This is a genomic window from Actinomadura rubrobrunea NBRC 15275 (assembly GCF_001552235.1).
Taxonomy (GTDB): Bacteria; Actinomycetota; Actinomycetes; order Streptosporangiales; family Streptosporangiaceae; genus Spirillospora; species Spirillospora viridilutea.
Genome location: NZ_BCQU01000017.1, coordinates 1 through 23545, shown reverse-complemented (window position 1 = coordinate 23545; position 23545 = coordinate 1). Strand labels below are relative to the sequence as shown.

General features: G+C 74.1%; 23 protein-coding genes. 14 read left to right on the top strand and 9 right to left on the bottom strand.

Going from position 1 to position 23545, the window contains the following annotated elements; all coding sequences use genetic code 11:
* The first annotated feature begins 23 nt into the window (after positions 1-23).
* From AR3_RS07530 to AR3_RS07520, 3 genes are all read left to right on the top strand, one after another.
* Positions 24-1691, top strand: coding sequence for a 3-hydroxyacyl-CoA dehydrogenase family protein (locus AR3_RS07530; RefSeq protein ID WP_067910571.1), 1668 nt, complete (start codon positions 24-26; stop codon positions 1689-1691).
* Between the two features lie 40 nt (positions 1692-1731).
* Positions 1732-2064: an Rv1322 family protein gene (locus AR3_RS07525; protein ID WP_067910569.1), complete on the top strand. Its 333-nt coding sequence runs from the start codon at positions 1732-1734 to the stop codon at positions 2062-2064.
* A 151-nt stretch (positions 2065-2215) separates the two neighbouring features.
* The gene (locus AR3_RS07520) at positions 2216-3007 is read left to right on the top strand and encodes an alpha/beta fold hydrolase (RefSeq protein ID WP_067910566.1); all 792 of its coding nucleotides are present in this window, start codon (positions 2216-2218) and stop codon (positions 3005-3007) included.
* Positions 3008-3088: 81 nt separating this feature from the next.
* On the opposite strand, the gene AR3_RS07515 is transcribed toward AR3_RS07520, so the two are convergent.
* The 3 genes from AR3_RS07515 to mce all read right to left on the bottom strand — a co-directional run bounded on the left by AR3_RS07515 (position 3089) and on the right by mce (position 6800).
* Positions 3089-4474 (bottom strand): AI-2E family transporter, encoded by a 1386-nt coding sequence (locus AR3_RS07515; RefSeq protein WP_067910563.1) that lies wholly within the window; start codon positions 4472-4474, stop codon positions 3089-3091.
* Between the two features lie 183 nt (positions 4475-4657).
* Positions 4658-5968: a DivIVA domain-containing protein gene (locus AR3_RS07510; protein ID WP_067910561.1), complete on the bottom strand. Its 1311-nt coding sequence runs from the start codon at positions 5966-5968 to the stop codon at positions 4658-4660.
* 406 nt (positions 5969-6374) lie between these two features.
* Positions 6375-6800 carry a methylmalonyl-CoA epimerase gene (gene mce / locus AR3_RS07505; RefSeq protein WP_067910558.1) on the bottom strand — a complete coding sequence of 142 codons (426 nt, stop codon included), beginning with the start codon at positions 6798-6800 and terminating at the stop codon, positions 6375-6377.
* 119 nt (positions 6801-6919) lie between these two features.
* On the opposite strand from mce, the gene AR3_RS07500 reads away from it, so the two are divergent.
* Positions 6920-8110, top strand: a complete 1191-nt coding sequence (locus AR3_RS07500) for an acetyl-CoA C-acetyltransferase (RefSeq protein WP_217998483.1) — start codon at positions 6920-6922, stop codon at positions 8108-8110.
* 48 nt (positions 8111-8158) lie between these two features.
* Here AR3_RS07500 and AR3_RS07495 read toward each other — a convergent pair whose 3' ends face one another.
* Complete coding sequence (locus AR3_RS07495) at positions 8159-8869, bottom strand: DUF4230 domain-containing protein (RefSeq protein WP_067910555.1); 711 nt, start codon at positions 8867-8869, stop codon at positions 8159-8161.
* A gap of 162 nt (positions 8870-9031) precedes the next feature.
* Here AR3_RS07495 and AR3_RS07490 point away from each other — a divergent pair, with 162 nt between their 5' ends.
* Positions 9032-9346, top strand: coding sequence for a DUF3817 domain-containing protein (locus AR3_RS07490; RefSeq protein ID WP_067910553.1), 315 nt, complete (start codon positions 9032-9034; stop codon positions 9344-9346).
* Positions 9347-9412: 66 nt separating this feature from the next.
* Here AR3_RS07490 and AR3_RS07485 read toward each other — a convergent pair whose 3' ends face one another.
* Positions 9413-10783 (bottom strand): hypothetical protein, encoded by a 1371-nt coding sequence (locus tag AR3_RS07485; RefSeq protein WP_174545431.1) that lies wholly within the window; start codon positions 10781-10783, stop codon positions 9413-9415.
* The gene (locus tag AR3_RS07480) at positions 10776-11636 is read right to left on the bottom strand and encodes an ATP-binding cassette domain-containing protein (RefSeq protein ID WP_227023088.1); all 861 of its coding nucleotides are present in this window, start codon (positions 11634-11636) and stop codon (positions 10776-10778) included. Before AR3_RS07480 ends, AR3_RS07485 begins: the two co-directional genes overlap by 8 nt.
* 620 nt (positions 11637-12256) lie before the next feature.
* Here AR3_RS07480 and AR3_RS07475 point away from each other — a divergent pair.
* From AR3_RS07475 to AR3_RS07465, 3 genes are all read left to right on the top strand, one after another.
* On the top strand, positions 12257-13216 hold the full coding sequence (locus AR3_RS07475) for a tetratricopeptide repeat protein (protein ID WP_067910547.1): 960 nt from the start codon (positions 12257-12259) through the stop codon (positions 13214-13216).
* A gap of 171 nt (positions 13217-13387) precedes the next feature.
* Positions 13388-14095 (top strand): cytidylate kinase-like family protein, encoded by a 708-nt coding sequence (locus AR3_RS07470; RefSeq protein ID WP_067910544.1) that lies wholly within the window; start codon positions 13388-13390, stop codon positions 14093-14095.
* A 110-nt stretch (positions 14096-14205) separates the two neighbouring features.
* Positions 14206-15609, top strand: a complete 1404-nt coding sequence (locus tag AR3_RS07465; protein ID WP_067910541.1) for an NAD-dependent malic enzyme — start codon at positions 14206-14208, stop codon at positions 15607-15609.
* Positions 15610-15642: 33 nt separating this feature from the next.
* Here AR3_RS07465 and AR3_RS07460 read toward each other — a convergent pair whose 3' ends face one another.
* Positions 15643-16347, bottom strand: coding sequence for a hypothetical protein (locus AR3_RS07460; RefSeq protein WP_067910538.1), 705 nt, complete (start codon positions 16345-16347; stop codon positions 15643-15645).
* Positions 16348-16516: 169 nt separating this feature from the next.
* On the opposite strand from AR3_RS07460, the gene AR3_RS07455 reads away from it, so the two are divergent.
* The 4 genes from AR3_RS07455 to AR3_RS07440 all read left to right on the top strand — a co-directional run bounded on the left by AR3_RS07455 (position 16517) and on the right by AR3_RS07440 (position 20462).
* Positions 16517-17092 carry a YqgE/AlgH family protein gene (locus AR3_RS07455; protein ID WP_067910535.1) on the top strand — a complete coding sequence of 192 codons (576 nt, stop codon included), beginning with the start codon at positions 16517-16519 and terminating at the stop codon, positions 17090-17092.
* 181 nt (positions 17093-17273) lie between these two features.
* Positions 17274-17522 carry a DUF3039 domain-containing protein gene (locus AR3_RS07450; protein WP_067910532.1) on the top strand — a complete coding sequence of 83 codons (249 nt, stop codon included), beginning with the start codon at positions 17274-17276 and terminating at the stop codon, positions 17520-17522.
* A gap of 210 nt (positions 17523-17732) precedes the next feature.
* On the top strand, positions 17733-18650 hold the full coding sequence (locus tag AR3_RS07445; protein WP_227023087.1) for a zinc metalloprotease: 918 nt from the start codon (positions 17733-17735) through the stop codon (positions 18648-18650).
* 57 nt (positions 18651-18707) lie between these two features.
* Positions 18708-20462 (top strand): DEAD/DEAH box helicase, encoded by a 1755-nt coding sequence (locus AR3_RS07440; protein WP_067910529.1) that lies wholly within the window; start codon positions 18708-18710, stop codon positions 20460-20462.
* Between the two features lie 7 nt (positions 20463-20469).
* Here the strand turns inward: AR3_RS07440 and AR3_RS07435 are convergent, their stop codons facing one another.
* Together AR3_RS07435 and AR3_RS07430 are read right to left on the bottom strand one after the other, a co-directional pair.
* Positions 20470-21048, bottom strand: coding sequence for an isochorismatase family protein (locus AR3_RS07435; protein ID WP_067910526.1), 579 nt, complete (start codon positions 21046-21048; stop codon positions 20470-20472).
* Positions 21049-21097: 49 nt separating this feature from the next.
* Complete coding sequence (locus tag AR3_RS07430; protein ID WP_067910523.1) at positions 21098-22456, bottom strand: nicotinate phosphoribosyltransferase; 1359 nt, start codon at positions 22454-22456, stop codon at positions 21098-21100.
* A gap of 117 nt (positions 22457-22573) precedes the next feature.
* On the opposite strand from AR3_RS07430, the gene clpS reads away from it, so the two are divergent.
* Positions 22574-22870, top strand: coding sequence for an ATP-dependent Clp protease adapter ClpS (clpS, locus tag AR3_RS07425; protein WP_067910520.1), 297 nt, complete (start codon positions 22574-22576; stop codon positions 22868-22870).
* 77 nt (positions 22871-22947) lie between these two features.
* Positions 22948-23475 (top strand): DUF2017 domain-containing protein, encoded by a 528-nt coding sequence (locus AR3_RS07420; RefSeq protein WP_067910517.1) that lies wholly within the window; start codon positions 22948-22950, stop codon positions 23473-23475.
* Positions 23476-23545: the final 70 nt, after the last annotated feature.

The window sequence follows — 23545 nt, the reverse complement described above, 5'->3', positions numbered from 1 at the left end:
ACGGCTCTGGGAGACTGCGGGCCATGACTGGTGGTTCGTTCAGCAAGGTCGGGGTCGTGGGGCTGGGCACCATGGGCGCGGGCATCGCCGAGGTCCTGGCCCGGGGCGGCCTGTCGGTCGTCGGGATCGAGGTGGGCCCGGAGGCCCTGGAACGGGGACGCGGCCATCTTGAATCCTCCACCGGGCGGGCCGTCAAGCGCGGCCGCCTCACCGAGGAGGCGCGCCGGGAGATCCTCGACCGGATCGCGTTCTCCACGCAGTTCGCCGACCTGGCCGACTGCGACCTGGTCATCGAGGCCGTCCCGGAGCGGCTCGACCTCAAGCGCCGCGTGTTCGCCGAGCTGGACCGCGTGTGCAAGCAGGAGGCGGTGCTCGCCACCAACACCTCCTCGCTGTCGGTCACCGAGATCGCGGCGTCCACCGCGCGGCCCGCGCAGGTCGTCGGCGTGCACTTCTTCAACCCGGCGCCGGTGATGAAGCTCGTCGAGGTCATCCGCACCGTGCTCAGCGACCCGGAGGCGGTGGCGCGCGTGGCCGAGCTGGCGTCCGCGCTCGGCAAGACGCCGGTGACGATCGGCGACCGCGCCGGGTTCGTCGCCAACCGCCTGCTGTTCGGCTACCTGAACCAGGCGACGTCCATGCTGGAGAACGGGCACGCCACGCGCGACGACATCGACACCGCGATGACCGTCGGCGCCGGACTGCCGATGGGCCCGTTCACCCTGATGGACCTCATCGGCCTCGACACGTGCCTGGAGGTGCTGGAGGCGATCCACGCCGAGACCCGCGACCGGCGGCACGCGCCCGCCCCGCTGCTGCGCGAACTGGTCGCGGCCGGGCTGCTGGGCCGCAAGACCGGCCGCGGCTTCTACGACCACGGCGCCGCCGCGAAGCCGACGGACAAGGAGGAGGCGTCCCCGACGCCGCCGACCGTGGGCGTCGCGGGCACCGACCCGTCCGCCCTCGCCGTCGCGGCCGCGTGCGCGCGTGCGGGCGGCCGGGTGCGCGTCACGGGCGAGGCCGTGAACGCCGTGCGCGAGCTGCTGGGCGACGAACTGGGCGACGAACTGGGCGACGAACTGGGCGAAGACGACGCGCTCGCCCGCGTCGAGACCGCCGAGCCGGACGCGTTCGCCGACTGCGACCTGGTCGTCGTGGACGAGACCGCGCCGCTGCGCGCCGTGGGCGAGGCGGCCGGGCCGGACGCCGTGCTGGCCGTCGCGTCCGCCACCGGACCCGTCATCGAGCACGCCGCCGCCACCGGACGCCCCGGCGACACGGTCGGCCTGCACCTGCCCGAGACCGGCGGCACGCTGGCGGAGGTCGCCACGACGGCGCTGACCGCGCCCGGCGTCGCCGACCGCGCCGCCGCCCTGCTCGCCGCGCTGGGCCTCACCGCGGTGCGCTGCCGCGACCGGGCCGGGTTCATCGTCGACGCCCTGCGCTTCCCCTACCTCAACGACGCGGCCGCCATGCTCGCGGCCGGGTACGCCGACGCCGACGCGATCGACGCGGCGATGACGCTCGGCTGCGGCTACCCCAGCGGTCCGGTCGCCGACCTGGACCGGCTCGGCATCGACCGCGCCGTGACGGTGCTGCGCGCCCTCTACGCCGAGACCCGCGAGGCCGCGCTGGCGCCGTCCCCGCTGCTGGAGGAGCACGTGCGGGCGGGGCGCCGGACCCTGCGCTGACCCGGAGCCGCGTCCCGTCCCCGCCCCTATCCTGGACGCCATGAGCCCCCGGAGGAACCGCCGCGCCGCTCCCGGACCCCCTCGTCGGAAAGGGAGCGGCGCCGGTTCCTTCGGGGGGCTCAACCGCCGCGTCGAGGAGGGCCCCGACGGCGACTGGATCGTGCAGGCCATCGCCGGCGCCAACTCCGTCAAGTCGTACCGCTGCCCCGGGTGCGACCAGCTCATCCCGCCGGGCGTGCCGCACGTGGTCGCCTGGCCCGCCGACGAGCGCGGCGGCGCCGACGACCGGCGGCACTGGCACCGGCCGTGCTGGCAGGCCCGCGACCGGCGCGGCCCCCGCCCGCACCGCGGGCGAGGCGCCCCCCGCTACTGACTCCGCTCGCGCACCGGCAGGACCGGCATTAGTGCACAAACGCGCGGCCAGTGGCGGCCACATCCTCTCGCGGGCCGCGTCCCGGGGGTGAGGATTGCCTGGCCATGGTGTGAACGGCACGGGCCCGGTCGGAGACGGGAGGGGTGAGGCCATGTCCGTGCAGCTCTACGCCCGAGACGTCGGCGCCGGGACGCCGCTGGTCCTGCTGCACGCGTTCCCGCTGTCGTCGGCGATGTGGCTGGACCAGCGCGAGGGCCTGGCCGACCGGTTCCGGGTGATCACCCCGGACCTGCGCGGGTTCGGCGGCTCGCTGCTCGGCACCGACGAGCCGTCCATCGACGCGATGGCCGACGACGTCGCGGCCGTGATGCGGCGCCTCGGCGTGACCCGGGCCGTGATCGGCGGCGCGTCGATGGGCGGGTACGTGGCGATGGCGCTGTGCCGCCGCCGTCCCGACCTCGTCCAAGGGCTGGTGCTGGCGGGCACCCGCGCCGCGGCGGACACCGACGCCGTCCGCCGGGAGCGGCTGCGGCAGGCCGAGCGCCTCGACCGCGAGGGCGGCGTGCAGGTGCTGGTGGACGAGGTGCTGCCCCGCCTGGTCGGACCCACCACCCTGCGGCAGCGGCCCCTGGTCTACGGACGGGTGCGCGGTCTGGTGCAGGCGGCGCCGCCGCGCGCCGCCGCCTGGGCCCAGCGCGCCATGGCCGCGCGCGGCCCCGCCTTCGACACGCTGCGCGGGCTGACCGTCCCGGCGCTGGTCGTCGTCGGCGACGAGGACGCCCTGGCCGTCCAGGACGAGGCGCGCGCCATGGCCGACGCCCTGCCGGACGCCGAGCTGCTGGTCGTCCCGGGCGCCGGCCACCTGTGCACGGTGGAGCGGCCCGACGCGTTCAACGACGCGGTCGCCGAGTTCGCCGCCGCGCTGACCCGCGCGGCGCGGTGACGGGCCCCGTCGTAGGCCCCGTCACAGTTTCCGTCACAGGCCCTGTCACAGGCTCTGTCACAGGTCCTGTCACAGGCTCTGTCACAGGCTCTCCTGGCGCGGCAGCACGACCTCGCGGATGATCAGCGCCACCGCGGCGGCCGTCGGGATGGCGATCAGGGCGCCGACGAACCCCAGCAGCGTCCCCCCGATCAGCGCGGCGATGATGGTCACCGCGGGCGGCACGTCCACCGCCCGCTTCATCACCCGCGGGTGGATCAGGTAGTTCTCGACCTGCTGGTAGACCACGAAGAAGACCACGCAGGCGATGCCGGTGCCGAGGCCGTCGAAGAACGCCACCACGCTCACCAGCACCGCGCCGATCGTCGCGCCCACCAGCGGGATCAGCGCGGTGAACGCCACCGTGATGGCCAGCGGCAGCGCGAACGGCACCCCGACGATGATCAGGAAGATGTACGCCGCGGTGCCCGCGATCAGCGCCACCATGACGGTGCCGGCGACGTAGCCGCCGATCCGGCCGAGGATCTCGTCGCCCAGCAGCGCCACCCGGGCGCGGCGCGACCGCGGCGCCAGCCGGTAGAAGAACGACTTGATCGTCGGGAGCGAGCCGAGGAAGTACAGGGTCAGGATCAGCACCGTCAGCGTGCTGAACGCGCCGCTGACCACCACGCGCCCCGCCCCGAGCAGACCGTCGGCCGCGCCCTGCCCGAAGCTGGGGTTGGTCACCGTCTCCTGCAGCTTCTCCAGCAGCCGGTACCGCTTGTCCCACTCCTGGATCTGCCGGTTGCTCTGCAGCTGGCTGATGTAGGTGGGGACGTGGTCGATGAAGTTGCTGATCTCCTTGGTGACCGGCGGAACGACCGCGAACCCCACCCCGACGAACACCAGCACCACGCCCAGGAACACCAGGCCGACCGCCGCGCCGCGGGGGATCCTGGCCCGCTGCAGCGCCTCCACGGCCGGGTTCAGCCCGACCGCCAGGAACATCGACACGACGATCAGCACGATCACCTGGCTCACGCTGATGACGGCCTGGACCAGCAGCCAGGCCGTCAGCACCCCGAGCGCCCCGGTGAAGCCGAACACGAACGGATGGGTCTGCGCCAGCGGCCGTCCGAGCCGCCCGAACGGGGCGGTCTCGTCCACGCCCGCCTCGCGGCGGCGCGCGTCCACGTCCGTCACCGGGTCCGGCCGCGGCTCCGCCTGCGCCCCCGCCCCGTCGCCGGCCCCGTCGCCGGCCGTGGCGTCGGCGTCGTCGCCGGGCCGGTCCGTCGCGGTCGTCGTGGACGCCGTGCCCGCCGCGGAGGCGGCGGCGCCCGGTGTGTCGGCGGCGCCCGCCCCGTCGGGGGCGCCTTCCACGGCGACGGGCGCGGCGGTGCGAGGAGAGGCGACCGAGGGTTCGGCGTTCGACCCGCCCGTGTCGGTCGGGGCCGCCGTCCGGTCGTTGTGGGGCGTCTGCTCGGGCACGCCGCTCTCCTTCTGGGTCAGTCGGGCCGGTACGCGAAGGCCGCGGCCGTTCGCGCGGAGCGGCGGCGGCCCTCGCGTTCGCCGGTGGACATGACGAAAAGCCTAGAGGCAGGACGACGCCTCCAGGCTTTTCGTCGGATGCCGATTCGGACCCGGCCGCGGCGGACGGTCAGGAGCGGGCCGTCACTCCTGCCACCAGTCCTCGTCCTCCTCGTCGGACTTCTTGGCCTGGCTCTTGGCGGGCTGCTGCTTGGCCTGGGACTGCTGGCCCTGGGAGGAGGAGGCGGGCTTGGCCGGCTCCGACAGTTCGGGCTTGGAGGCCGGAGCGGAGATCTCCTCCATGCCGCCCATCGCCGGGGCCACGCCGCCGATGAGCTGGCGCAGCTGGTTGAGGTGGCTGGTGATGCTGTCGCGCTGGCGGGTCAGCTCGTCCACCTGGCGCTGGGCCGCGGTGCGGATGCGGTCGGCCTCGGCCTTGGTCTCGGCCAGCAGCTGCTCGGCCTGCGCCTTGGCCTCCGCGATGATCTGCTCGGAGTTCTTGCGCGCGTTGGCCAGCAGCTGCTTGGCGTGCGCGTCGGCCTCGCGCCGGGTCTGCTCGGCCTGCTGGGTCGCCTTGGCGGCGCGCTGCTCGGCGGAGGCGGCGCGCTGCTCGGCCTCGGCGACGAGCTTCTGGGTGGCGGCCTGGGCGGCGGCGTGCCGCTCGGCGTCCTGCCGGTCGGCCTCCTCGCGGCGGGCGGCCAGCTGGATTTCGAACTCGGCCTCGGCCTGGGCGCGCTGCGCCTCGCTCTCCTCCAGGATCCGCTGCGCCTGGGCGCGCATCTCGTCGGCCTGCCGCTTGGCGGTGGTGAGGATCTCGTCGCGCTCCCGCTTGGTGGACGCCCGCAGCTGGGCCACCTCGCGCTCGGTGGTGGTGCGCAGCTTGGCGATCTCGCGCTCGGCGGCGGCGCGCTTCTCGGCGACCTCGTGGTCGGCGGTGGCGCGCAGCTTGGCCACCTCGCGCTCGGTGGTGGAGGTCAGCTCGTCGGCTTCGCGGCGGGCCGCGGTGCGCACCTCCTCGGCCTCCCGCTCGGCGGCCTGGCGCATGTCCTCGCACTCGCGCTGGGCGGTGGCGCGCAGCTCGGCGGCCTCGTTCTCGGCGGTGGCGCGCAGCTCGGCGGCGTCCACCTTGGCCGCGGCCTTGATCTCGTTGGCCTCCGAGCGGGCGGCCTGCACCAGCTCGGTGGCCTGCTCCTCGGCGAGCCGCAGCAGCTGCTCGATGCGGGCGCCGAGGCCGGAGTACGTGGGGCGCTCCTGTTCCTGCAGCTGGCGATGCGCGTCCGACAACTCCCGCTGCAGGGCCTGCTCTCGTTCGCGGGCCTGGCGAACCTCGTTGTCGAGCGCCTTGATGTGCTCGTCGACCTGGTGCCGGTCGTAGCCGCGAAGCACCACGTCGAACTCGCGCGGGGGCGTTTCCTCGAAAAAGTTGCTGAGCTGGGCGTCGATGTCGGACTGCATAGGGCTCAATCCTGATGTGACGGGGCTACGTGGGGTTCCGGGACCGGTTGATCGCCTGGCTGAACGGGCCCGCTGGCCCCAGACCTCATCCGGCGAAAGAAGCGTACTCCCGCCACTGCCGTGTTGGGGGCTCATCTTGACGCGCTGCGCAGTTTGTCGGTTTTGTCGTTCAGCCCTGCGAGGCCCTCGATACGTGGGCGTCTCCTTCGGAAACGACCAAACGTGTCGGAACCGTTACAGATCGAGCCGAGTCCCGCCGGATCGCGGCCGGTGGTATCGAACGCATCACGATCTGCGGGGCGCGCCGAAGACCACCCCGGGGCCGCGCCCTGGACACCGCGCCGGCCCGGGCGCGCGCCGCACCGCCCCGCCCGCGCGCCGGCCGCGAACGCGTCCGCCCGCCCGCTCAGGCCTTCTTCTCGACGAGCTCGGTGAGCACGCCGTGGCAGTCCTTGGGGTGCAGGAAGTTGATCCGGGAGCCCATGGAGCCGCGCCGCGGGGCCTCGTACAGCACGCGCACCCCCTTGGCCGCGATGCCGTCCGCCTCGTCCTGGACGTCGCCGTCGGTGCCGAACGCGATGTGGTGCACGCCCTCGCCGTTCTTCGCCAGCCACTTGGCCACCGGCGAGTCCTCCCGGATCGGCTGGATGAGCTGCAGGTAGCTGGCCGCGCCGTCGCCCGTGTCGTTGATCTTCAGCATGGCCTCGCGGACGCCCTGCTCCTCGTTCACCTCGAAGTGGACGTCGGTGAAGCCGTAGGTGGACCGGTAGAACTCCACCGTGGCGTCCAGGTCGTGGCAGGCGATGCCGATGTGGTCGATCCGGGTCAGCATGCGCGTGTCTCCTCCGCTCCCCGTCCGGCGGACGGACGCCTGGGGCCGCCCCCAGGACGAAACAGTCCTGCTGGGTATGGTGGCAAACGTCGCCGCCTACGTCTGGGGAGGCCCCTGTCATGACCGTTTCGTCCGTGATCGTTGCGGGAGCCCGCACTCCCATCGGCCGCCTGATGGGCTCGCTCAAGGACTTCTCCGCCGCCGACCTGGGAGGCCTGGCCATCAAGGCGGCCCTGGAGCGCGCGGGGATCACCGGCGAGCAGGTGCAGTACGTGATCATGGGTCAGGTGCTCCAGGCGGGCGCCGGGCAGATCCCGGCCCGCCAGGCCGCGGTCAAGGCGGGCGTCCCGATGTCCGTCCCCGCGCTCACCGTCAACAAGGTGTGCCTGTCCGGCCTGGACGCGATCGCCCTGGCCGACCAGCTCATCCGGGCGGGCGAGTTCGAGATCGTGGTGGCCGGCGGCATGGAGTCGATGACGCAGGCGCCGCACCTGCTGCCCAAGTCGCGCGGCGGGTACAAGTACGGGTCCGTCGAGGTCCTCGACCACATGGCCTACGACGCGCTCACCGACGCGTTCGACCACATCTCGATGGGCGAGTCGACCGACCGGTACAACGCGCGGCACGGCATCACCCGCGAGGAGCAGGACGAGTTCGCCGCCCGCTCGCACCAGCGCGCCGCCGACGCGATCAAGAACGGGATCTTCGACGAGGAGATCGTCCCGGTGCAGGTCCCGCAGCGCAAGGGCGACCCGGTCGTCTTCTCGGCCGACGAGGGCGTGCGCGGCGACACCACCGTGGAGACGCTGGCCCGGCTGCGCCCCGCCTTCTCCGCCGACGGCACCATCACCGCCGGGTCGTCGTCGCAGATCTCCGACGGCGCCTGCGCGGTCGTGGTGATGTCGAAGGCCAAGGCCGAGGAGCTGGGCCTGCGGTGGCTCGCCGAGATCGGCGCGCACGGCAACGTCGCCGGGCCGGACAACTCGCTGCACGCCCAGCCGGCCAACGCGATCAAGCACGCCCTGGCCAAGGAGGGGCTGGACGTCGCCGACCTCGACCTCGTCGAGATCAACGAGGCGTTCGCGTCGGTCGCCGTGCAGTCCATGCGCGAGCTCGGCGTCGGCCCGGAGAAGGTCAACGTCAACGGCGGCGCGATCGCGCTCGGCCACCCGGTCGGCATGTCCGGCGCCCGCATCGTGCTGCACCTGGCGCTCGAGCTGAGGCGGCGCGGCGGCGGCGTCGGCGCCGCGGGCCTGTGCGGCGGCGGCGGTCAGGGCGACGCGCTCATCGTGCGCGTCCCCGCCTCCTGAGGCGCCGCGTCCCGCCGCCCACATGACGCGCCGGCGGGGGACGGCCCGTCACTGCGCGGCGAGCCGCACGGTGACGGTCGTGAAGCCCAGGGTGCGCAGCATGTTCTCCAGCATGAGCCTGGCGTTCTGCTCGGCGCGTTCGCGCAGCCCGCTCTGCGCGGCCGCCTGCTGGATCTTCTGACTGGCCAGGACGTACAGCTGACGCTGGTCGGCCGGGTTGCGGCTGAAGAAGTCGCCGACCCGGTCGAGCAGCCCGCGTTCGACGGCGAACACGCGGCTGCGTTCGACGTCGAGCGCGGGCGCGGCGAGCTGCGCGCGGGGCAGCCGCACGGTGGCGGCCGTCCGGTCGGCGTTGACGGCGATCGCGCCCGAACCCATGCGGGAGAAGTCGATGTAGGCGTCGACCGACCCCTGGCCGATGAACAGCGTGCGGCGCCCGCGCACCGCGTCGGGCAGGAACCGGGCGTCCTTCTCCAGGTCCACGATGACCTGGAAGCTGCCGCTGGCGGCCTCGTAGCGGGACAGGTCGCGGATGGACTGCAGCAGGACCGGGCCGCTGCGGTCCCTGGTCTCCTCTTCGAAGGGGTTGAGCGAGTCGGGCAGCAGGCGCAGCGCCTGCTGGGCGACCAGCACGACCGCCACGGTCGCCGCGACGAGCAGCACGGCCGCGCCGAGTCCGCGGCGGGACGGTCGCCGGGAGGCGCCCGTCGGCCGCGGCTCAGGGGCGTCGCCGGTCGGGGGAGGGTCCGAGCGTGCCATGCGAAGGACATTCCCGGCGGCCCCGTCCGTCACCCTGTCCGCCGCCCCCGTCCGCTCCTCTCGTCCGGAAGGGCGCATCGCCCTCCGGGCCGACCGCGCGGGTTGTGATCAGGACCATAGCCGCGGCAGAAACCCGGCCCGGTCCCGGTACGTTGGCCGGACGTGGACATCGTGCGCGCTCTCCGAGCCGTCTCGATCGCCGAGGCGGCGTCGTTCTTGCTGCTTCTGCTCGTCGCCATGCCGCTCAAGTACCTGAGCGACATGCCGCAGGGCGTGTCCGTGGTCGGGCCGATCCACGGGGTGCTGTTCATGGCCTACGTGGGCCTGGTGTTCGTGACGCGTGACCAGCTCGGCTGGACCCTCAAGCGCACGGTCGTCGCGCTCATCGCCGCGGTCCTGCCGGTCGCCCCGTTCCTGGTCGAGCGGTACTGGATCCGGCCCGCCGGCGACCGCGCGCCGGCGGAAGAGGCCGCCTGAGACGTCGTCCGGCTTCCGCGTGACCACGACGGGGCTCGGGGGCTCGACGTGGTCACGCGGAGAACCTCAGCCGCCGGGCGCCCCTGCGGGGCGGGGCGCGATGTCGGGAGCGGGACGGGGGGAGCGCCGCCGCAGCTGGGCGGCGGTATGGCGCTGCGGCCGCGCGGAGGACGGCCGGAAATGGCCGGGGCCGAGCGCGCAGTGCCGGTAGTCGGTGTAGTGGCGGCGCAGCCAGGCGCGGCGCGTCTCCTCGCGCCATCCGTTGAAGCGCCGTGCGGCCTCGGTGTCGGTGATGACCGGCGGCTCGGCCCCCAGCAGCCAGGCGTCGACCAGCGAGCGGTACTCGGCGGCCATCGGGTCGGGGGAGGTCGCGCACGCTCGGGCGTCGACGAGCGCGTCCTGGATCTGCCGGAGCACGCGCGTCGCGAACCCGGGGGACAGGTCCTTCAGATGGATGATGGCGACGCCGTGCGCGACGCGCGGCGGCTCCTGCTCAGGGCGCTGCTCGACTCGGGTGAACGCGACCGGCGTGCCCGCCAGGCGGGACGCCAGCGGCGTCGCCGCGTTCGACAGGGCGGGCAGGGCGCTGCGCAGCGCCGGGTGGACGCAGACGGTGAGGGGCCACTCCCGGCAGGCGAGCGTCACGGGTGCGGGCGCCGCGGCCTGCCCGTGCGAGGAACGCAGCCCGGCGGCGCCCGCCCCGGTGAGCGCCATCGCGGCGGCCACCGGCACGGCGACCAGGCCGCGCCTGGTGGCCCACCCCACGTAGGCCAGCACCAGCGCGGCGGCCAGCCCCAGCGACCACGCCGTCTGCTCGGCCAGCACACGAGTGCGCAGGCCCGTGAACAACTGCACCTCGGGCAGGGCGGCGGGCGGCAGGAGGCTCCACCAGGACGACCCCGGTGACCGCAGCAGGGCCCACAGCCACGTCGCGACGGCCACGGCCGTGACCGTCGCGGGGTGGGGCACCACCCGCCCGCCGAGGTAGCCGAACACCACGTGCAGGACGAGCGCCGACGCCCCCGCCGCCACCCCCAGAGGGTGGGGACGGCCCGCCTCGTCCCGCATCAGCGTCTCCACGACGATGACGACCGTGACGGCCCCGTACGCGGCCAGCGCGGCGGCGGTCAGCAACATCAGGTCCAGCAGCGGGCCGGTGGCCGGGGAACGGGCGGTGAGGTCGCGCAGGTAGTCGATCCTGCGTTCGCGCACCGCCGCCCACGCGGCCAGGCACGCCGCCGCCGGGCCCAGCACGCGCACCGTGTTGATCAGGGCCGCCACGGCGTTGTCCCAATAGGCGACGTTGGGGCCCAGGCTCAGCCACGCCGTGACCGTCCCGACGCCGGTGAGCGCCGGCACCGCGACGAGCAGCGCCGTACGGCGGGCGTCCAGGCGCAGCACCCGGCCCAGCTCGGACACGCGGCCGAGCTCAGACACCGGCGCCCGTCCCCAGAGCGATCCGCGGGGCCCGGTCGCGCGGGTCGCGGTCGTGCGGGACCTCCGGCCGGCCCGTCCGCGACTCGTCCGCCGCGGCCGCCGCGTCCCGGGCGCTCAGGCTGGGGACGGGACGGTACGAACGGGCGGGCAGGTCGGTGATGCGTCCCCGGGACAGCGCCAGCAGCCGGTCGCACCACCCGGTCAGAAGCTGCGGGTCGGGAGCGGTGACCACGACCGTGGGCGCCAGCGAGCGCAGCAGCGGCATGAGCTCGGCCAGGGCCGCGACGTCCGCCGGGTCCGCGCCGGGACCGGCCGCGGCCGCACGCGCGTGCGCCCCGCCGCCCCGCCGCAGGGCCCTTCTGCGCAGCGCCCCCGCGCCGCGCCGCGCGGACGCGACGCCCAGCGGGTCGTCCAGCAGCACCAGCTCGGGCTCGTGCACGCAGGTCGCGGCCAGTCCGGCCCGCAGCCGCACGTCGGGCGGCAGCAGCCCCAGCTCGGTGGCGGCGACGTCGGCGATGTCGAAGCGCCGCAGCGCGGCCCGCGCGTCGGCGCCGCGCATTCCTTTGTAATACGCGGCATAGGAGACGAACTCCGCGGCGGTCAGATTCTCCGCCCCGCGGAATCGCCCCGGAAGATAACCGATCCGCGCCCGGACCGCGCGCAAATCCGCGGAATCGGCGATATCGCGGCCGAGAATCCGCAGCGCGCCGGCCTGAGGCCTGCGCAATGTCGCGAACGTGGCCAGCAGAGTGGATTTACCGGTACCCGGCGGTCCGGCCAGCCCGGTCACGCCCCCGGCGATGCCGAAGGCCGCCGGGCGCAGGAGCCACCGCCCCCCGCGGCGGACCCCCATCCCTCGGGCCACGATCGCGGAATGCTCCGCGATCAAACTCTTACCCCCCGTTGTCGCGTCGTGCCGTTACTGCGGGACGCTCCCCGCGGGCGGACGGTGCGGCCGGATGCGCGGGACGTGCCCCCGCCGCGCGACGCCGGCCGGCGTCTCCTCCGATGCCGCGTCCGCGCCTTCTCCGAACCCGTCGCGGGCCCGGGCGGCGCGCCTCTTTGCCGTCGCGCCATGCATCGACATCGCGACTATAACCGCGCTTGGCGATAGCTGTCAGCCGTCTTTTTGCTGCCGCGCGGAACGGTCTGGATTCTTTGCCGTGTGCGCCAAGGCGGGAATTCGAGGCGTTGTTCCGCTCTGTCCGAAAGCGGCGCGGGAGGAGCGCGCTCCGGGCGCCCGCCGACATATCGGAAAAGCCGCGGAAAGGCGCCGGAGCGGTCCCCAAGCCTGGATCCCCGTGGCGGGATTCGCGGGATGGCGCCGGCCCGCCGGCCCCGCCGTCCGGCGGCGGCGCGCCCGCGACGCGGCCGGCGGACGGCGGCGGAGATCCTCGGCGCCGCCGCGCCGGGCGGGTCCGCTGCGGGCGGACGGGCGTACGGAGAGGGCACCCGATGGGGCAGGATGGACCCATGCCTTCTCGGGACTTTTCGTTGTACGGGGCCATCGACTTGGGAGCCGTCCAGGCGGCCGCGAAGCGGCAGCGGGAGCGTCAGGCGGCCGCCGAGGCCGCGGGCGGCGGCGGGGGCGCGAACGGCGCCGCGGCCGGCCCGTACGTCGTGGACGTCACCGACCAGACCTTCAACACAGAGGTCGTCGAACGCTCGCGCAGCGTCCCGGTGCTGGTCGACTTCTGGGCCGAGTGGTGCGGGCCGTGCAAGCAGCTCGGCCCGATCCTGGAGAAGCTGGCGAACGAGGCGGCCGGCAAGTGGGTCCTGGCCAAGGTCGACATCGACGCCAACCCGCAGCTCGCGGCCTACATGCAGCAGATGGGCATCCGCGGCATCCCGTTCGTGGCCGCGGTGGTCGCGGGCCAGCTGCTGCCGTTCCTCAACGGCGCCGCGCCCGAGCCGCAGGTGCGCCAGGCCATCGACCAGCTCTTCGAGGCGCTGCGCAGGGAGGGCCTTCTGCCGGAGGCCCCCGAGGGCGGCGCGGGCGCCGGGCAGGGCAAGTCCGCCGCCGACCAGGTGTACGGGGAGGCGGAGGAGGCGCTGCAGAAGGGCGACCTGGACGGCGCCAAGGCGGCGTTCCAGCGGCTGCTGGACAAGAACCCCGCCGACGCCGGTGCCAAGCGCGGCCTGGCGCTGGTCGAGGTGAGCATGCGCGTGCGCGGCGTCGACGCCCAGCAGGCGCTGCGGGACGCCGACGCCAAGCCCGACGACGTCCAGGCGCAGCTGGTGGCCGCGGACGTGGAGATGGTGGCGGGACGGGCCGAGGCCGCCTTCGACCGCCTGGTGGGCGCGGTGCGGCGCACCGCGGGCGACGACCGCGACACCCTCCGCAAGCACCTGCTGCAGCTGTTCGAGCTGCTGCCGCCGGACGACCCCCGGGTCGGCAAGGCCCGCCGGAGCCTGCAGACGGCCCTCTTCTGACGTTTCCGCGGTCTCGGCGGCCCGGCGGTCCGCGGCCCGGCGGCGGCCCGGCGGCGGTCCGGCGGCGGGCCGGCGTTCGGACGCGATCCGGCGCGCCGACGGCTCGGTCGTCGGCGGCCGGGTCGGGGAGCGCCCGGCGGGCGAAATGTCCGAAATGGGAATGATGATGGTATGGCCGCGCGCGTGGTCACCATCTCCGCCGCGTTCGGCGCGGGAGGCGCCGCCATCGGCTCCGCCGTCGCCGAACGCCTCGGGCTGCCCTTCGTCGACCGCGCCATCCCCGCCGCCGTCGCCGCCGAGATCGGCTGCTCGCTGGAGGAGGCGCTCGCCCACGACGGCCGCGCCGAGCGGGGCCTCGCCCGCATCCTGGCCGGCGCCGCGCGCCTGCCCGGCGTCTCGCTCGGCGGCATGGACGTCCACCTGCCCGACCGCGGCGTGATCCCGGACGAGGAGTTCGTGGCCCGCACCGAGGAGGCCATCCGGCGGATCGCGCGCGGACGGGGCGGCGTGGTGCTCGGCCGCGCCGGGGCGCTGGTGCTCGCCGAGGAGCCGCACGCGCTGCACGTCCGCCTGGACGGCGCCCGCGCGCGCAGGCTGGCCAGGGCCAGGGCGGAGCTGCGCGCCGGGACGCGGCGCGCCGGCGAGGGCGCCGGTGAGGGCGCCGGTGAAGACGCGGGGCGGAGCGCCGCGACCGCGCCCTCCGATCGCGATGTTGAGCGTATCCTCGAAGGCACTGACCGCGCCCGGGCGGCCTACGTGAAGCACTTCTACGGGGCCGACCCCGCCGATCCGCGGCACTACCACCTCGTGATCGACAGCACCCGCATCCCCGAGCCGACCGTCGTCGGGCTCGTCGCGACCGCGGCCCTGGCGTTGTGAGGCGGTACCCGCGGGACACCGCGAGTCCGGGGCGGCCGAACCGCGCACACCGTCCTGACGTGGGACGATGTGCCGACGAAGAGGGACCCCACAGCAGAGGGAGCAGTGACGTGGCCAGCGTGCCCAGCGTGTCGTACTCCATCACCGTCCGGCTGGAGGTGCCGGCCGGCGGCAAGGCCGTCAGCCAGATCACGCACGTGGTCGAGAACGCCGGGGGCATCGTCACCGCGCTCGACGTCAACACCGCCGGGCACGAGACGCTGCGCATCGACGTCACCATCGCCACCCGCGACACCGAGCACGCCGAGTCGATCGTCGCGGCCCTGGAGCGGATCGACGGCGTCGCGATCCACAAGGTCTCCGACCGCACCTTCCTCATGCACCTGGGCGGCAAAATCGAGATGCAGTCCAAGGTGCCGCTGCGCACCCGCGACGAGCTGTCCATGGCCTACACCCCGGGCGTGGCGCGGGTGTCGCTGGCGATCGCCCGCAACCCCGAGGACGTGCGCCGGCTGACCGTCAAACGCAACAGCGTGGCCGTGGTGACCGACGGGTCGGCCGTGCTGGGGCTGGGCAACATCGGCCCGGAGGCGGCGCTGCCGGTCATGGAGGGCAAGGCCGCGCTGTTCAAGCGGTTCGCCGGCATCGACGCCTGGCCCATCTGCCTGGACACCCAGGACACCGACGAGATCGTCCGGACCGTGCAGATCCTGGCCCCCGCGTTCGGCGGCATCAACCTGGAGGACATCTCCGCGCCGCGCTGCTTCGAGGTCGAGGCCCGGCTGCGCGAGCTGCTCGACATCCCCGTCTTCCACGACGACCAGCACGGCACCGCGATCTGCGTGCTGGCGGCGCTGAAGAACGCGCTGCGCGTGGTCGGCAAGGAGCTGCGCGACGTCCGCATCGCCATGGCGGGCGCGGGCGCGGCGGGCAGCGCCATCCTGCGGCTGCTGCTGCACGCGGGCGCGAAGAACGTGGTGGTGTGCGACTACCGCGGCGCGGTGCACCTGGGCCGGGACGACCTGGACGACTCGCTGCGCTGGATCGCCACGCACACCAACGCCGAGGGCTACGCCGGCGACCTGCGCGGCGCGGTCAAGGGCGCCGACGTGTTCATCGGCGTGTCCGCCCCGGGCATCCTCACCGGCGCCGACATCGCGACCATGAACGAGAACGCGATCGTGTTCGCGCTGGCCAATCCCGAGCCGGAGGTGTCCCCGGACGAGGCGCGCGAGCACGCCGCCGTGGTCGCCACCGGACGCAGCGACTACCCGAACCAGATCAACAACGTGCTGGCGTTCCCCGGCGTGTTCCGGGGCCTGCTGGACGCCCAGGCCAACGGGGTCACCGACGACATGCTGCTGGCGGCCGCGCAGGCGCTGGCCGAGGTGGTCACCGACGAGGAGCTCGGCCCCAACTACATCGTGCCGAGCGTGTTCCACCCGGAGGTCAGCAGCCGCGTGGCGGGCGCCGTCCGCGAGGCGGCCGGAGGCCGCCCCCGCACCGAGGCCTGACGGCCCGCCGGGGCGTCCGCCCGGCGCGCGGGGTCACTCGCCGCCGGACTTCTTGGCGAAGATCTGCTCGCGGCGCCGCGGCCAGATCCCGCCGTACCAGAAGATGATCGCGCCGGTGAGCATGGCGGCGGTCCCGGTGGCGGCGCGCGCCCACAGCACCGCGGAGTCCGAGCCGGTGTGCGGCAGCTCGTCGGTCGGGCTCGGCGCGGGGGCGGCGCGGCGGCAGTCGGCGGTGATCGTCCGCTTGCGCACCGGCCGGTTGCGCCAGGTGACCTCGACGCGGGTGCGGCGGTCCTCCCGCAGCGTGAGCACGGTGGTGCGGGACGCGCCGGGGGCGAGCCGGCCGGCGACGGCGGCCGAGCCGTCGTTGCGCTCGATGGCGTAGTCCTCGGTGCCCTCGCCGGTGTTGCGGACGGTCACGTCCACGGTGCGGGCGGGGCAGTCCACCGCCCCGATCGTCACCGCCAGCGGCGCGTCCGCCGGCGCCGGGACGCCCGTGGCGCGGGTCGGATCCGGCGAGGCGCTGCGGCTCGGCGACGGGCCCGCCTCGCCCCGGCCGGTGCGCGTGCCCGTCGGCGAGGGGCTCGGCGAACCGGAGTCGCCCGGAGTCGGCGACGACGTCGAACCCACCGGCGCGCTCGACCGGGTGATGCCCGTGACGTCGGACAGCCAGGGCAGCGCGATCAGCAGTCCGATCACGAAGAAGACCGCTGCGATGAGGACTCTCGGCAGCTGCATCGCGTTCCTCCCGGCCCGTCGGCTCATCCCCGGCGCTCGACGATCTGGAGTAGATCATTCTTCACCGGGTCCCGTGCTGTGCCGAATACCCCGCGCGATAGGGATGCGTAACAGGCTAACGGCGCGGGGGGCGTGCCGCCGGGGGTGCGGGCAACGCATCATGGTTGCCATGGAAGACGGCATCAGGGTGGGGCAGTTGCTCGTGGCCACCCCCCAGCTCGACGATCCCAACTTCCGGCGCAGCGTCGTCCTGGTGGTCGAGCACGACGTCGACGGCGGCACGCTCGGCGTCGTCCTCAACCGGCCGACCGAGGTGCCCGTCGACCGGGTGCTGCCGCCGTGGGCGGAGCTGGTGACCGGGCCCTCCGTGGTGTTCCAGGGCGGCCCCGTGGCGCTCGACAACGCCCTGGCGCTGGCCCGGCTGCCCGGCGAGGGGGAACCGCTGGGCTGGCGGGCCCTGGACGGCGGGTCGGAGGTGGCCCGGGTGGGCCTGGTGGACCTGGACGCCCCGCCCGGTCTGCTGGCGCCCGAGCTGCTGCAGCTGCGCGTGTTCGCCGGGTACTCCGGGTGGGCGGCCGGGCAGCTGCGCGCGGAGATCGAGGAGGGGGCCTGGTACGTGGTCCCGGCCGAGGCGGGCGACGTGTTCGCCGGGGACCCGAAGCGGCTGTGGCGGGAGGTGCTCCGCCGCCAGGGCGGCGACCTGGCGTTCGTCTCCACTTTCCCCGACGACCCGACGCTCAATTAAGGTGAGGTTGAGCGAGGCGCCGGGCCGTCCGGCGGCGCGGAGCCGAGCCAGTCCGATCGATTCGGCCGGACCGCCCGGTCGGATCGGTCCCGTCGGATCGAGCACGGTTCGTCCGATCGAGGCACGATGAGCACAGCACCCCTGCGGACGCGGCTTCGGAGCCGCTAGGCGAGGAGGCCACGTGAGCACGAAGATCCTTCCGGAAGGCGACGTCCGGCCGGACCTCTCGCACGGCGACGGCGACCACGAGCGTTTCGCCCACTACGTCAAGAAGGCCAAGATCACCGAGAGCGCGGTGACCGGCACTCCGGTGGTCGCGCTGTGCGGCAAGGTCTGGGTGCCCAGCCGGGACCCCAAGAAGTACCCGGTATGCCCGGAATGCAAGGAGATTTACGACTCTCTGCAGAAGGGCGACGACGGGGAGCAGTGAGCGCGGGCCGCGTCGCGGCGCCGTGACCCGAGCGGCGTCCGGCACGGTGGCGCGGCGGCGTGCGTGATCTCGCGACCGGCGGGGAATTTCCGGTCGCGAGATCACAACGTCCGATTCGGGGGACCGATGAAGCGGCTCGGCAAGGCTTTCTGCTGCTCTCTGGTGACTACCGTCTGTGTCTGCACGCTTACTTCCAGTAATGTCCCGGTTGTGGTCCGGGCGACGTCGCACACCGCCGCCTGCGACACGTCCGGACACGCCCGCCCGGTGCGCGGCGTCCTGCGCCGCAGCGGCGGGCCGCCCGTGCACGATCGCGCCGACCTCTCGCGCTCCCAGGTCCAGGCGATGCTCGACGACCTGCGCCGCACTCTGCGCGCCGAGTACGGCACCGACGACGAGCGGATGCTGGAGGCCCGATGGCGCCGCGCCCGGCGGATCGTCGTCCCGGTCCGCTTCCACGTCCTGACCGACGGCAGGCACGGACGCCTGTCCAAGGCCAAGGCCAAACGGCAGATCGCCACCCTGAACGCGGCGTACGGCGGAAAGTGGGGCGGCGCCGACACCGGCCTGAGGTTCCGGCTCGCCAGTTACCGCGTCACCGTCCAGCCCGCGTGGTTCCTCCGGCCGCACGTGTACGAGAGGGCCATCAAAAAGCGGCTGCGCAAGGGCGGGCCCGGCACCCTCAACCTGTTCACCGCCGCCGTCGGCGTCGACGTGCTCGGCTTCTCCACCTTCCCGCAGTGGTACCGGCAGGACCCCCGCAATGACGGCGTCGTCGTCGACTACCGCAGTGTGACCGGCGGCACGTACCGGCACTTCGACCGCGGCTTCACCATCGTCCACGAGGTCGGGCACTGGCTCGGGCTGTTCCACACGTTCGAGAACGGGTGCCAGACCCCCGGCGACGGCGTGGCCGACACCCCCTACGAGAGCACGCCGGCCGAGGCGTGCCCGCGGCACAAGGACACCTGCCCCCAACGCGGCGCCGACCCTGTGCGCAACTTCATGAACTACGGATGGGACGACTGCATGCGCGAGTTCACCGCCGGTCAGGGGCGGCGGCTGCGCGCCGCGTGGGCGGCGTACCGCGAGCCGCGCCGAGCGAAGTCGGCGCGCGGTAAGGCGTGATCTGTCGGTGGATCTCGGTAGCCTTCGATAACCGTGAGCACCTTCGCCGCTTCCAGCATGCCCCCCGCCTTTCCGGAGCGGGCCGCCTGGGGGACCGCCTCGTCCCTGCGTGCCTGGCAGCAGCAGGCTCTGGAGACGTACTTCCGGGCGGGCGGAGGCACCGGCCCGCGCGACTTCCTCGCCGTCGCCACCCCCGGCGCCGGAAAGACCACCTTCGCGCTGCGGCTCGCCCGCGAGCTGCTCGACCGCCGCGTGGTGGTCGGGGTCACCGTCGTGTGCCCCACCGAGCACCTCAAGCGGCAGTGGGCCGAGGCCGCCGGGCGCGTCGGCATCAAGCTGGACCCCGAGTTCCAGAACGCCCAGGGCCGCGTCGGCAAGGACTTCCACGGCATCGCCGTCACCTACGCCACGGTCGCGGCCCGTCCGGCGCTGCACCGCAACCGCACCGAGGCCCGCAAGACCCTGGTGATCTTCGACGAGGTGCACCACGCGGGCGACGGCCTGTCGTGGGGCGACGCGGTGCGCGAGGCGTTCGAGCCCGCCACGCGGCGGCTGTGCCTGTCGGGCACGCCGTTCCGCACCGACGTCAACCCCATCCCGTTCGTGCAGTACGAGCAGGGCCCCGACGGCGTCCGGCGCAGCCGCGCCGACTACACCTACGGCTACGGCCCGGCCCTGGCCGACGGGGTCGTCCGCCCGGTGCTGTTCCTGGCGTACGCGGGCGAGATGCGCTGGCGCACCCGCGCGGGCGAGGAGCTGACCGCCACCCTCGGCGAGCCGCTCACGCAGGACCAGATGGCGCAGGCGTGGCGGGCCGCGCTCGACCCGAAGGGCGACTGGATCCGGCAGGTGCTCGTCGCCGCCGACAAGCGGCTCACCGAGCTGCGCCGCGCCATCCCCGACGCGGGCGGCCTGGTCATCGCCACCGACCACGAGGCGGCCCGGGCGTACGCGGCGCTGCTGCGGTCGGTCACCGGGCAGGGCGCCACCGTGGTGCTGTCGGACGACCCCACCGCCAGCAAGAAGATCAAGCAGTTCGCCGCCTCCGACGACCGCTGGATGGTGGCGGTCCGGATGGTGTCCGAGGGCGTCGACATCCCGCGGCTGTGCGTGGGCGTCTACGCCACCTCCACCAGCACGCCGCTGTTCTTCGCCCAGGCGATCGGCCGCTTCGTGCGGGCCCGCCGGCGCGGCGAGACCGCCTCGGTGTTCCTGCCGTCGGTGCCGACGCTGATGAGCCACGCCGCCGAGATGGAGGCCGAGCGCGACCACGTGCTCGACCGCCCCCTCCGCGAGGACGGCCTGGACGACGAGCTGCTGGCCGAGGCCAACCGGCGCCGGGACAACCCCGACGCCGCGGGGGAGCAGTTCACCTTCGAGACCGTCGAGGCGTCCGCCACGTTCGACCGGGTGCTGTACGACGGCGGCGAGTTCGGCCTGCAGGCCACGCCCGGGTCGGCCGAGGAGGAGGAGTTCCTCGGCATCCCGGGGCTGCTGGAGCCCGAGCAGGTCAGCGCGCTGCTGCGCAAGCGGCAGGCCGAGCAGCTGCGCGCCCGGCGCAAGAAGAAGACCGGCGACCCGCGCGACGACGGCGCCGACGACCGCACCGCGGCCGAGGACCTGCACGCCCTGCGCAAGGAGCTCAACAGCCTGGTCGGCGCGTGGAACCACCGCACCGGCCAGCCGCACGGCGTGATCCACGCCGAGCTGCGCCGCATCTGCGGCGGACCCGCGGTCGCGCAGGCCAGCGCCGAGGACGTCCGCCGCCGCATCGCCAAGATCCGCGAGTGGGCCGCCAAGCGCCGGTACTGATCCGGCGCTAGGCGCGGGTGACGGGGCTGCCGACCAGGTCGACGCCCTCGCGGCGCAGCTCCTCCAGGGCCCGGTCGACGGTGTCCTTGGCCACGCCCGCGGTCAGGTCGAGCAGCACGCGGGTGCGCAGCCCGGCGCGCGCGGCGTCCACGGCCGTGGCGCGCACGCAGTGGTCGGTGGCGATGCCGACGATGTCGACCTCGTCCACGCCGTGCGCGAGCAGCCACTCGGCCAGCGGAACGTCGTCGTCCGTCACGCCCTCGAAGCCGCTGTAGGCGGCGTCGGCGCGGCCCTTGCTGAACACCACCTCGATCGGCGCGAGGTCCAGGTTGGGGTGGAAGTCGGCGCCGGGGGTGCCGATCACGCAGTGCGGCGGCCAGGTGTCGACGAAGTCCGGCTCGTCCGCGAAGTGGTCGCCGGGGTCGAGGTGGAAGTCGCGGGTGGCGACGACATGGGCGTACTCGCCGCGGCGCGCGGCGACGTGCTCGGAGATCGCGGCGGCCACGTCCGCGCCGCCGGCGACCGGCAGCGACCCGCCCTCGCAGAAGTCGTTCTGGACGTCAACGATGATCAGAGCCTTGCCCATGAGCGCTCCTCGGTGAGTTCCCCCGGTATGTCCCCAGACAACGCGAACGCTACTCCATGGGGCGCGGCCCGCCGTCGACGATTTCGGTGGGGATGGCGGGCAGGCCGCGCGACAGCTGGAGCGCGGTCGGCGGAAGCTCCCGCAGGGCCCGGACGTGCCGTTCGCGGGCCGCGTCCAGGGGCTCGCGTCCCACCACCTCGCCGTCCCGGATGAGCGGGACCTGCAGCAGCCGGTCGCGCGGGCCCGGCGTCGGCTCGCCGGTGGTGATCAGCTCGCAGGTGGCGGTGCCGCGGGCGTCCCTGCGGCGGATCGCCCGCTTGCGGCCGCCGCGGGTCGGCTTGCCCGTGGACCGCTTGGCCACCGGGCGCATCGGGGCGTCCGGCTCGGTTCCGTCGGCCCGCGCCACCAGCTTGTAGACCAGGGACGCGGTGGGCGCGCCCGACCCGGTGACCAGGGACGTGCCGACGCCGTAGCCGTTGACGGGCGCGGTGCCGAGGGAGGCGATGCCGTACTCGTCCAGGTCCCCGGTGACCACGATCCGGGTGTCGGCGGCGCCCAGGGAGTCGAGCAGCTCGCGGACGCGGCGCGCCATGACGGCCAGGTCGCCGCTGTCGATGCGCACCGCGCCCAGCGACGGCCCGGCCAGCTCCACGGCGGTGCGCACGGCCCGTTCGACGTCGTAGGTGTCGACCAGCAGCGTCGTGCCCTCGCCCAGGGAGGCCAGCTGGGCCTTGAAGGCGTGGCGCTCGCTGTCGTGCAGCAGGGTGAACGCGTGCGCGGCCGTGCCGGCGGTCGGCACCCCGTAGCGCCGCCCCGCCTCCAGGTTGGACGTGGTGGCGAAGCCGGCGATGTAGGCGGCGCGGGCGGCGGCCACGGCGGCCTGCTCGTGGGTGCGGCGCGACCCCATCTCGATCAGCGGGCGGCCCGCCGCGGCCTGCACCATCCGGGACGCCGCCGAGGCGATCGCGCAGTCGTGGTTCAGGATCGACAGCACCACCGTCTCCAGCAGGACGGCCTCGGCGAACGTGCCCTCCACCGTCAGGATCGGCGACTCGGGGAAGTAGCACTCGCCCTCGGGGTAGCCCCACACGTTCCCCGTGAAGCGGTAGTCCGCCAGCCATTCGGCGGTCGGCTCGTCGACCACGCCGCGGGAGGTGAGGAACTCCAGGGCGTCCTCGTCGAAGGCGAATCGCTCGATCGCGTCCAGCAGCCGTCCGGTGCCGGCGACCACGCCGTAGCGCCGCCCGTTCGGCAGGCTGCGGGCGAACACCTCGAACACCGCGCGGCGTCCCGCGGTGCCCTCGCGCAGCGCCGCCTGCAGCATCGTCAGCTCGTAATGGTCGGTCAGCAGTGCCGTGCCGTCTGCAAGGTCCACAAGTGGAACCTTAAGGCTCGGTGTGTGCACCATGGATATGCAGGCCTCGTCCGCCGGGCCTGTCCGGGGGGCGACGGGCGGCATCGGGCATAGCATCGGCAACGGTGGGCGGAATCGACTCCGAGGCAACGAGGGAGACGTGAGGAGCCGATGAGCACAGCACCCGCACCGGTCGAGCTGGAACGGCCGGACGTCGGCGAGGACCAGAGCGCCGACCGGCCCTGGCTGGCGATCGTGTGGAACGACCCGATCAACCTCATGTCCTACGTCACGTACGTGTTCCAGACGGTGTTCGGGTACCCGCGCCCCAAGGCCGAGAAGCTCATGCTGGACGTCCACCACAAGGGCAAGGCCGTCGTCGCGAACGGCACCCGCGAGGAGATGGAGCGGGACGTGGAGATCCTGCATTCCTACGGCCTGTGGGCGACGGTGAAGCGAGACGACTGACCGCGGCGCCGCCCGAGGAAGCGACACGATCGCGGCGGGGCGGCGGCCGCGGGCGACACGACCGAGAATCGAGATCCATGAGTGCGGTCAAGAAGGTGCGCGGCGGCGTGAGCGTGCGGCTCGAAGCCGAGGAGGCGGCGCTGGTCCGGGCGCTGATGGAGCAGCTGCTGGAGCTGCTGGGGCAGGACGCGCCGGGGCCGGGCGACGAGCTGGCCGCCGTGGGGATCTCCGACCGCACCGCGCCGCCGGACGACCCGGTGCTGGCGCGGCTGTTCCCGGACGCCTACCAGGAGGACGAGCGCGCGGCCGGGGAGTTCCGCCGCTACACCGAGATGGGCCTGCGCGACGGCAAGCGGGAGGCCGCCCGGACGGTGCTGAAGACCCTCGAGCGGGGCCGGGAGGCGGTCCTGGACGAGGAGGAGGCGCAGATCTGGCTGCGGGCGCTCAACGACGTGCGGCTGGCCCTCGGCACCCGCCTCGACATCACCGAGGAGTGGTACGAGGAGGCCGCCGAGCTGGACCCGCGCGACCCGCGGGCCCCCATGTTCGCCGCCTACGACTGGCTGACCATGCTGCAGGAGAGCCTCGTCCGCGCCGTCTGGTGACCGCATCCGCCGGCCGCGGGTCCGGGCGCCCGCTCGGCGGGCCGCGGCGGCGCGGCCGCCGGGCGAGGCC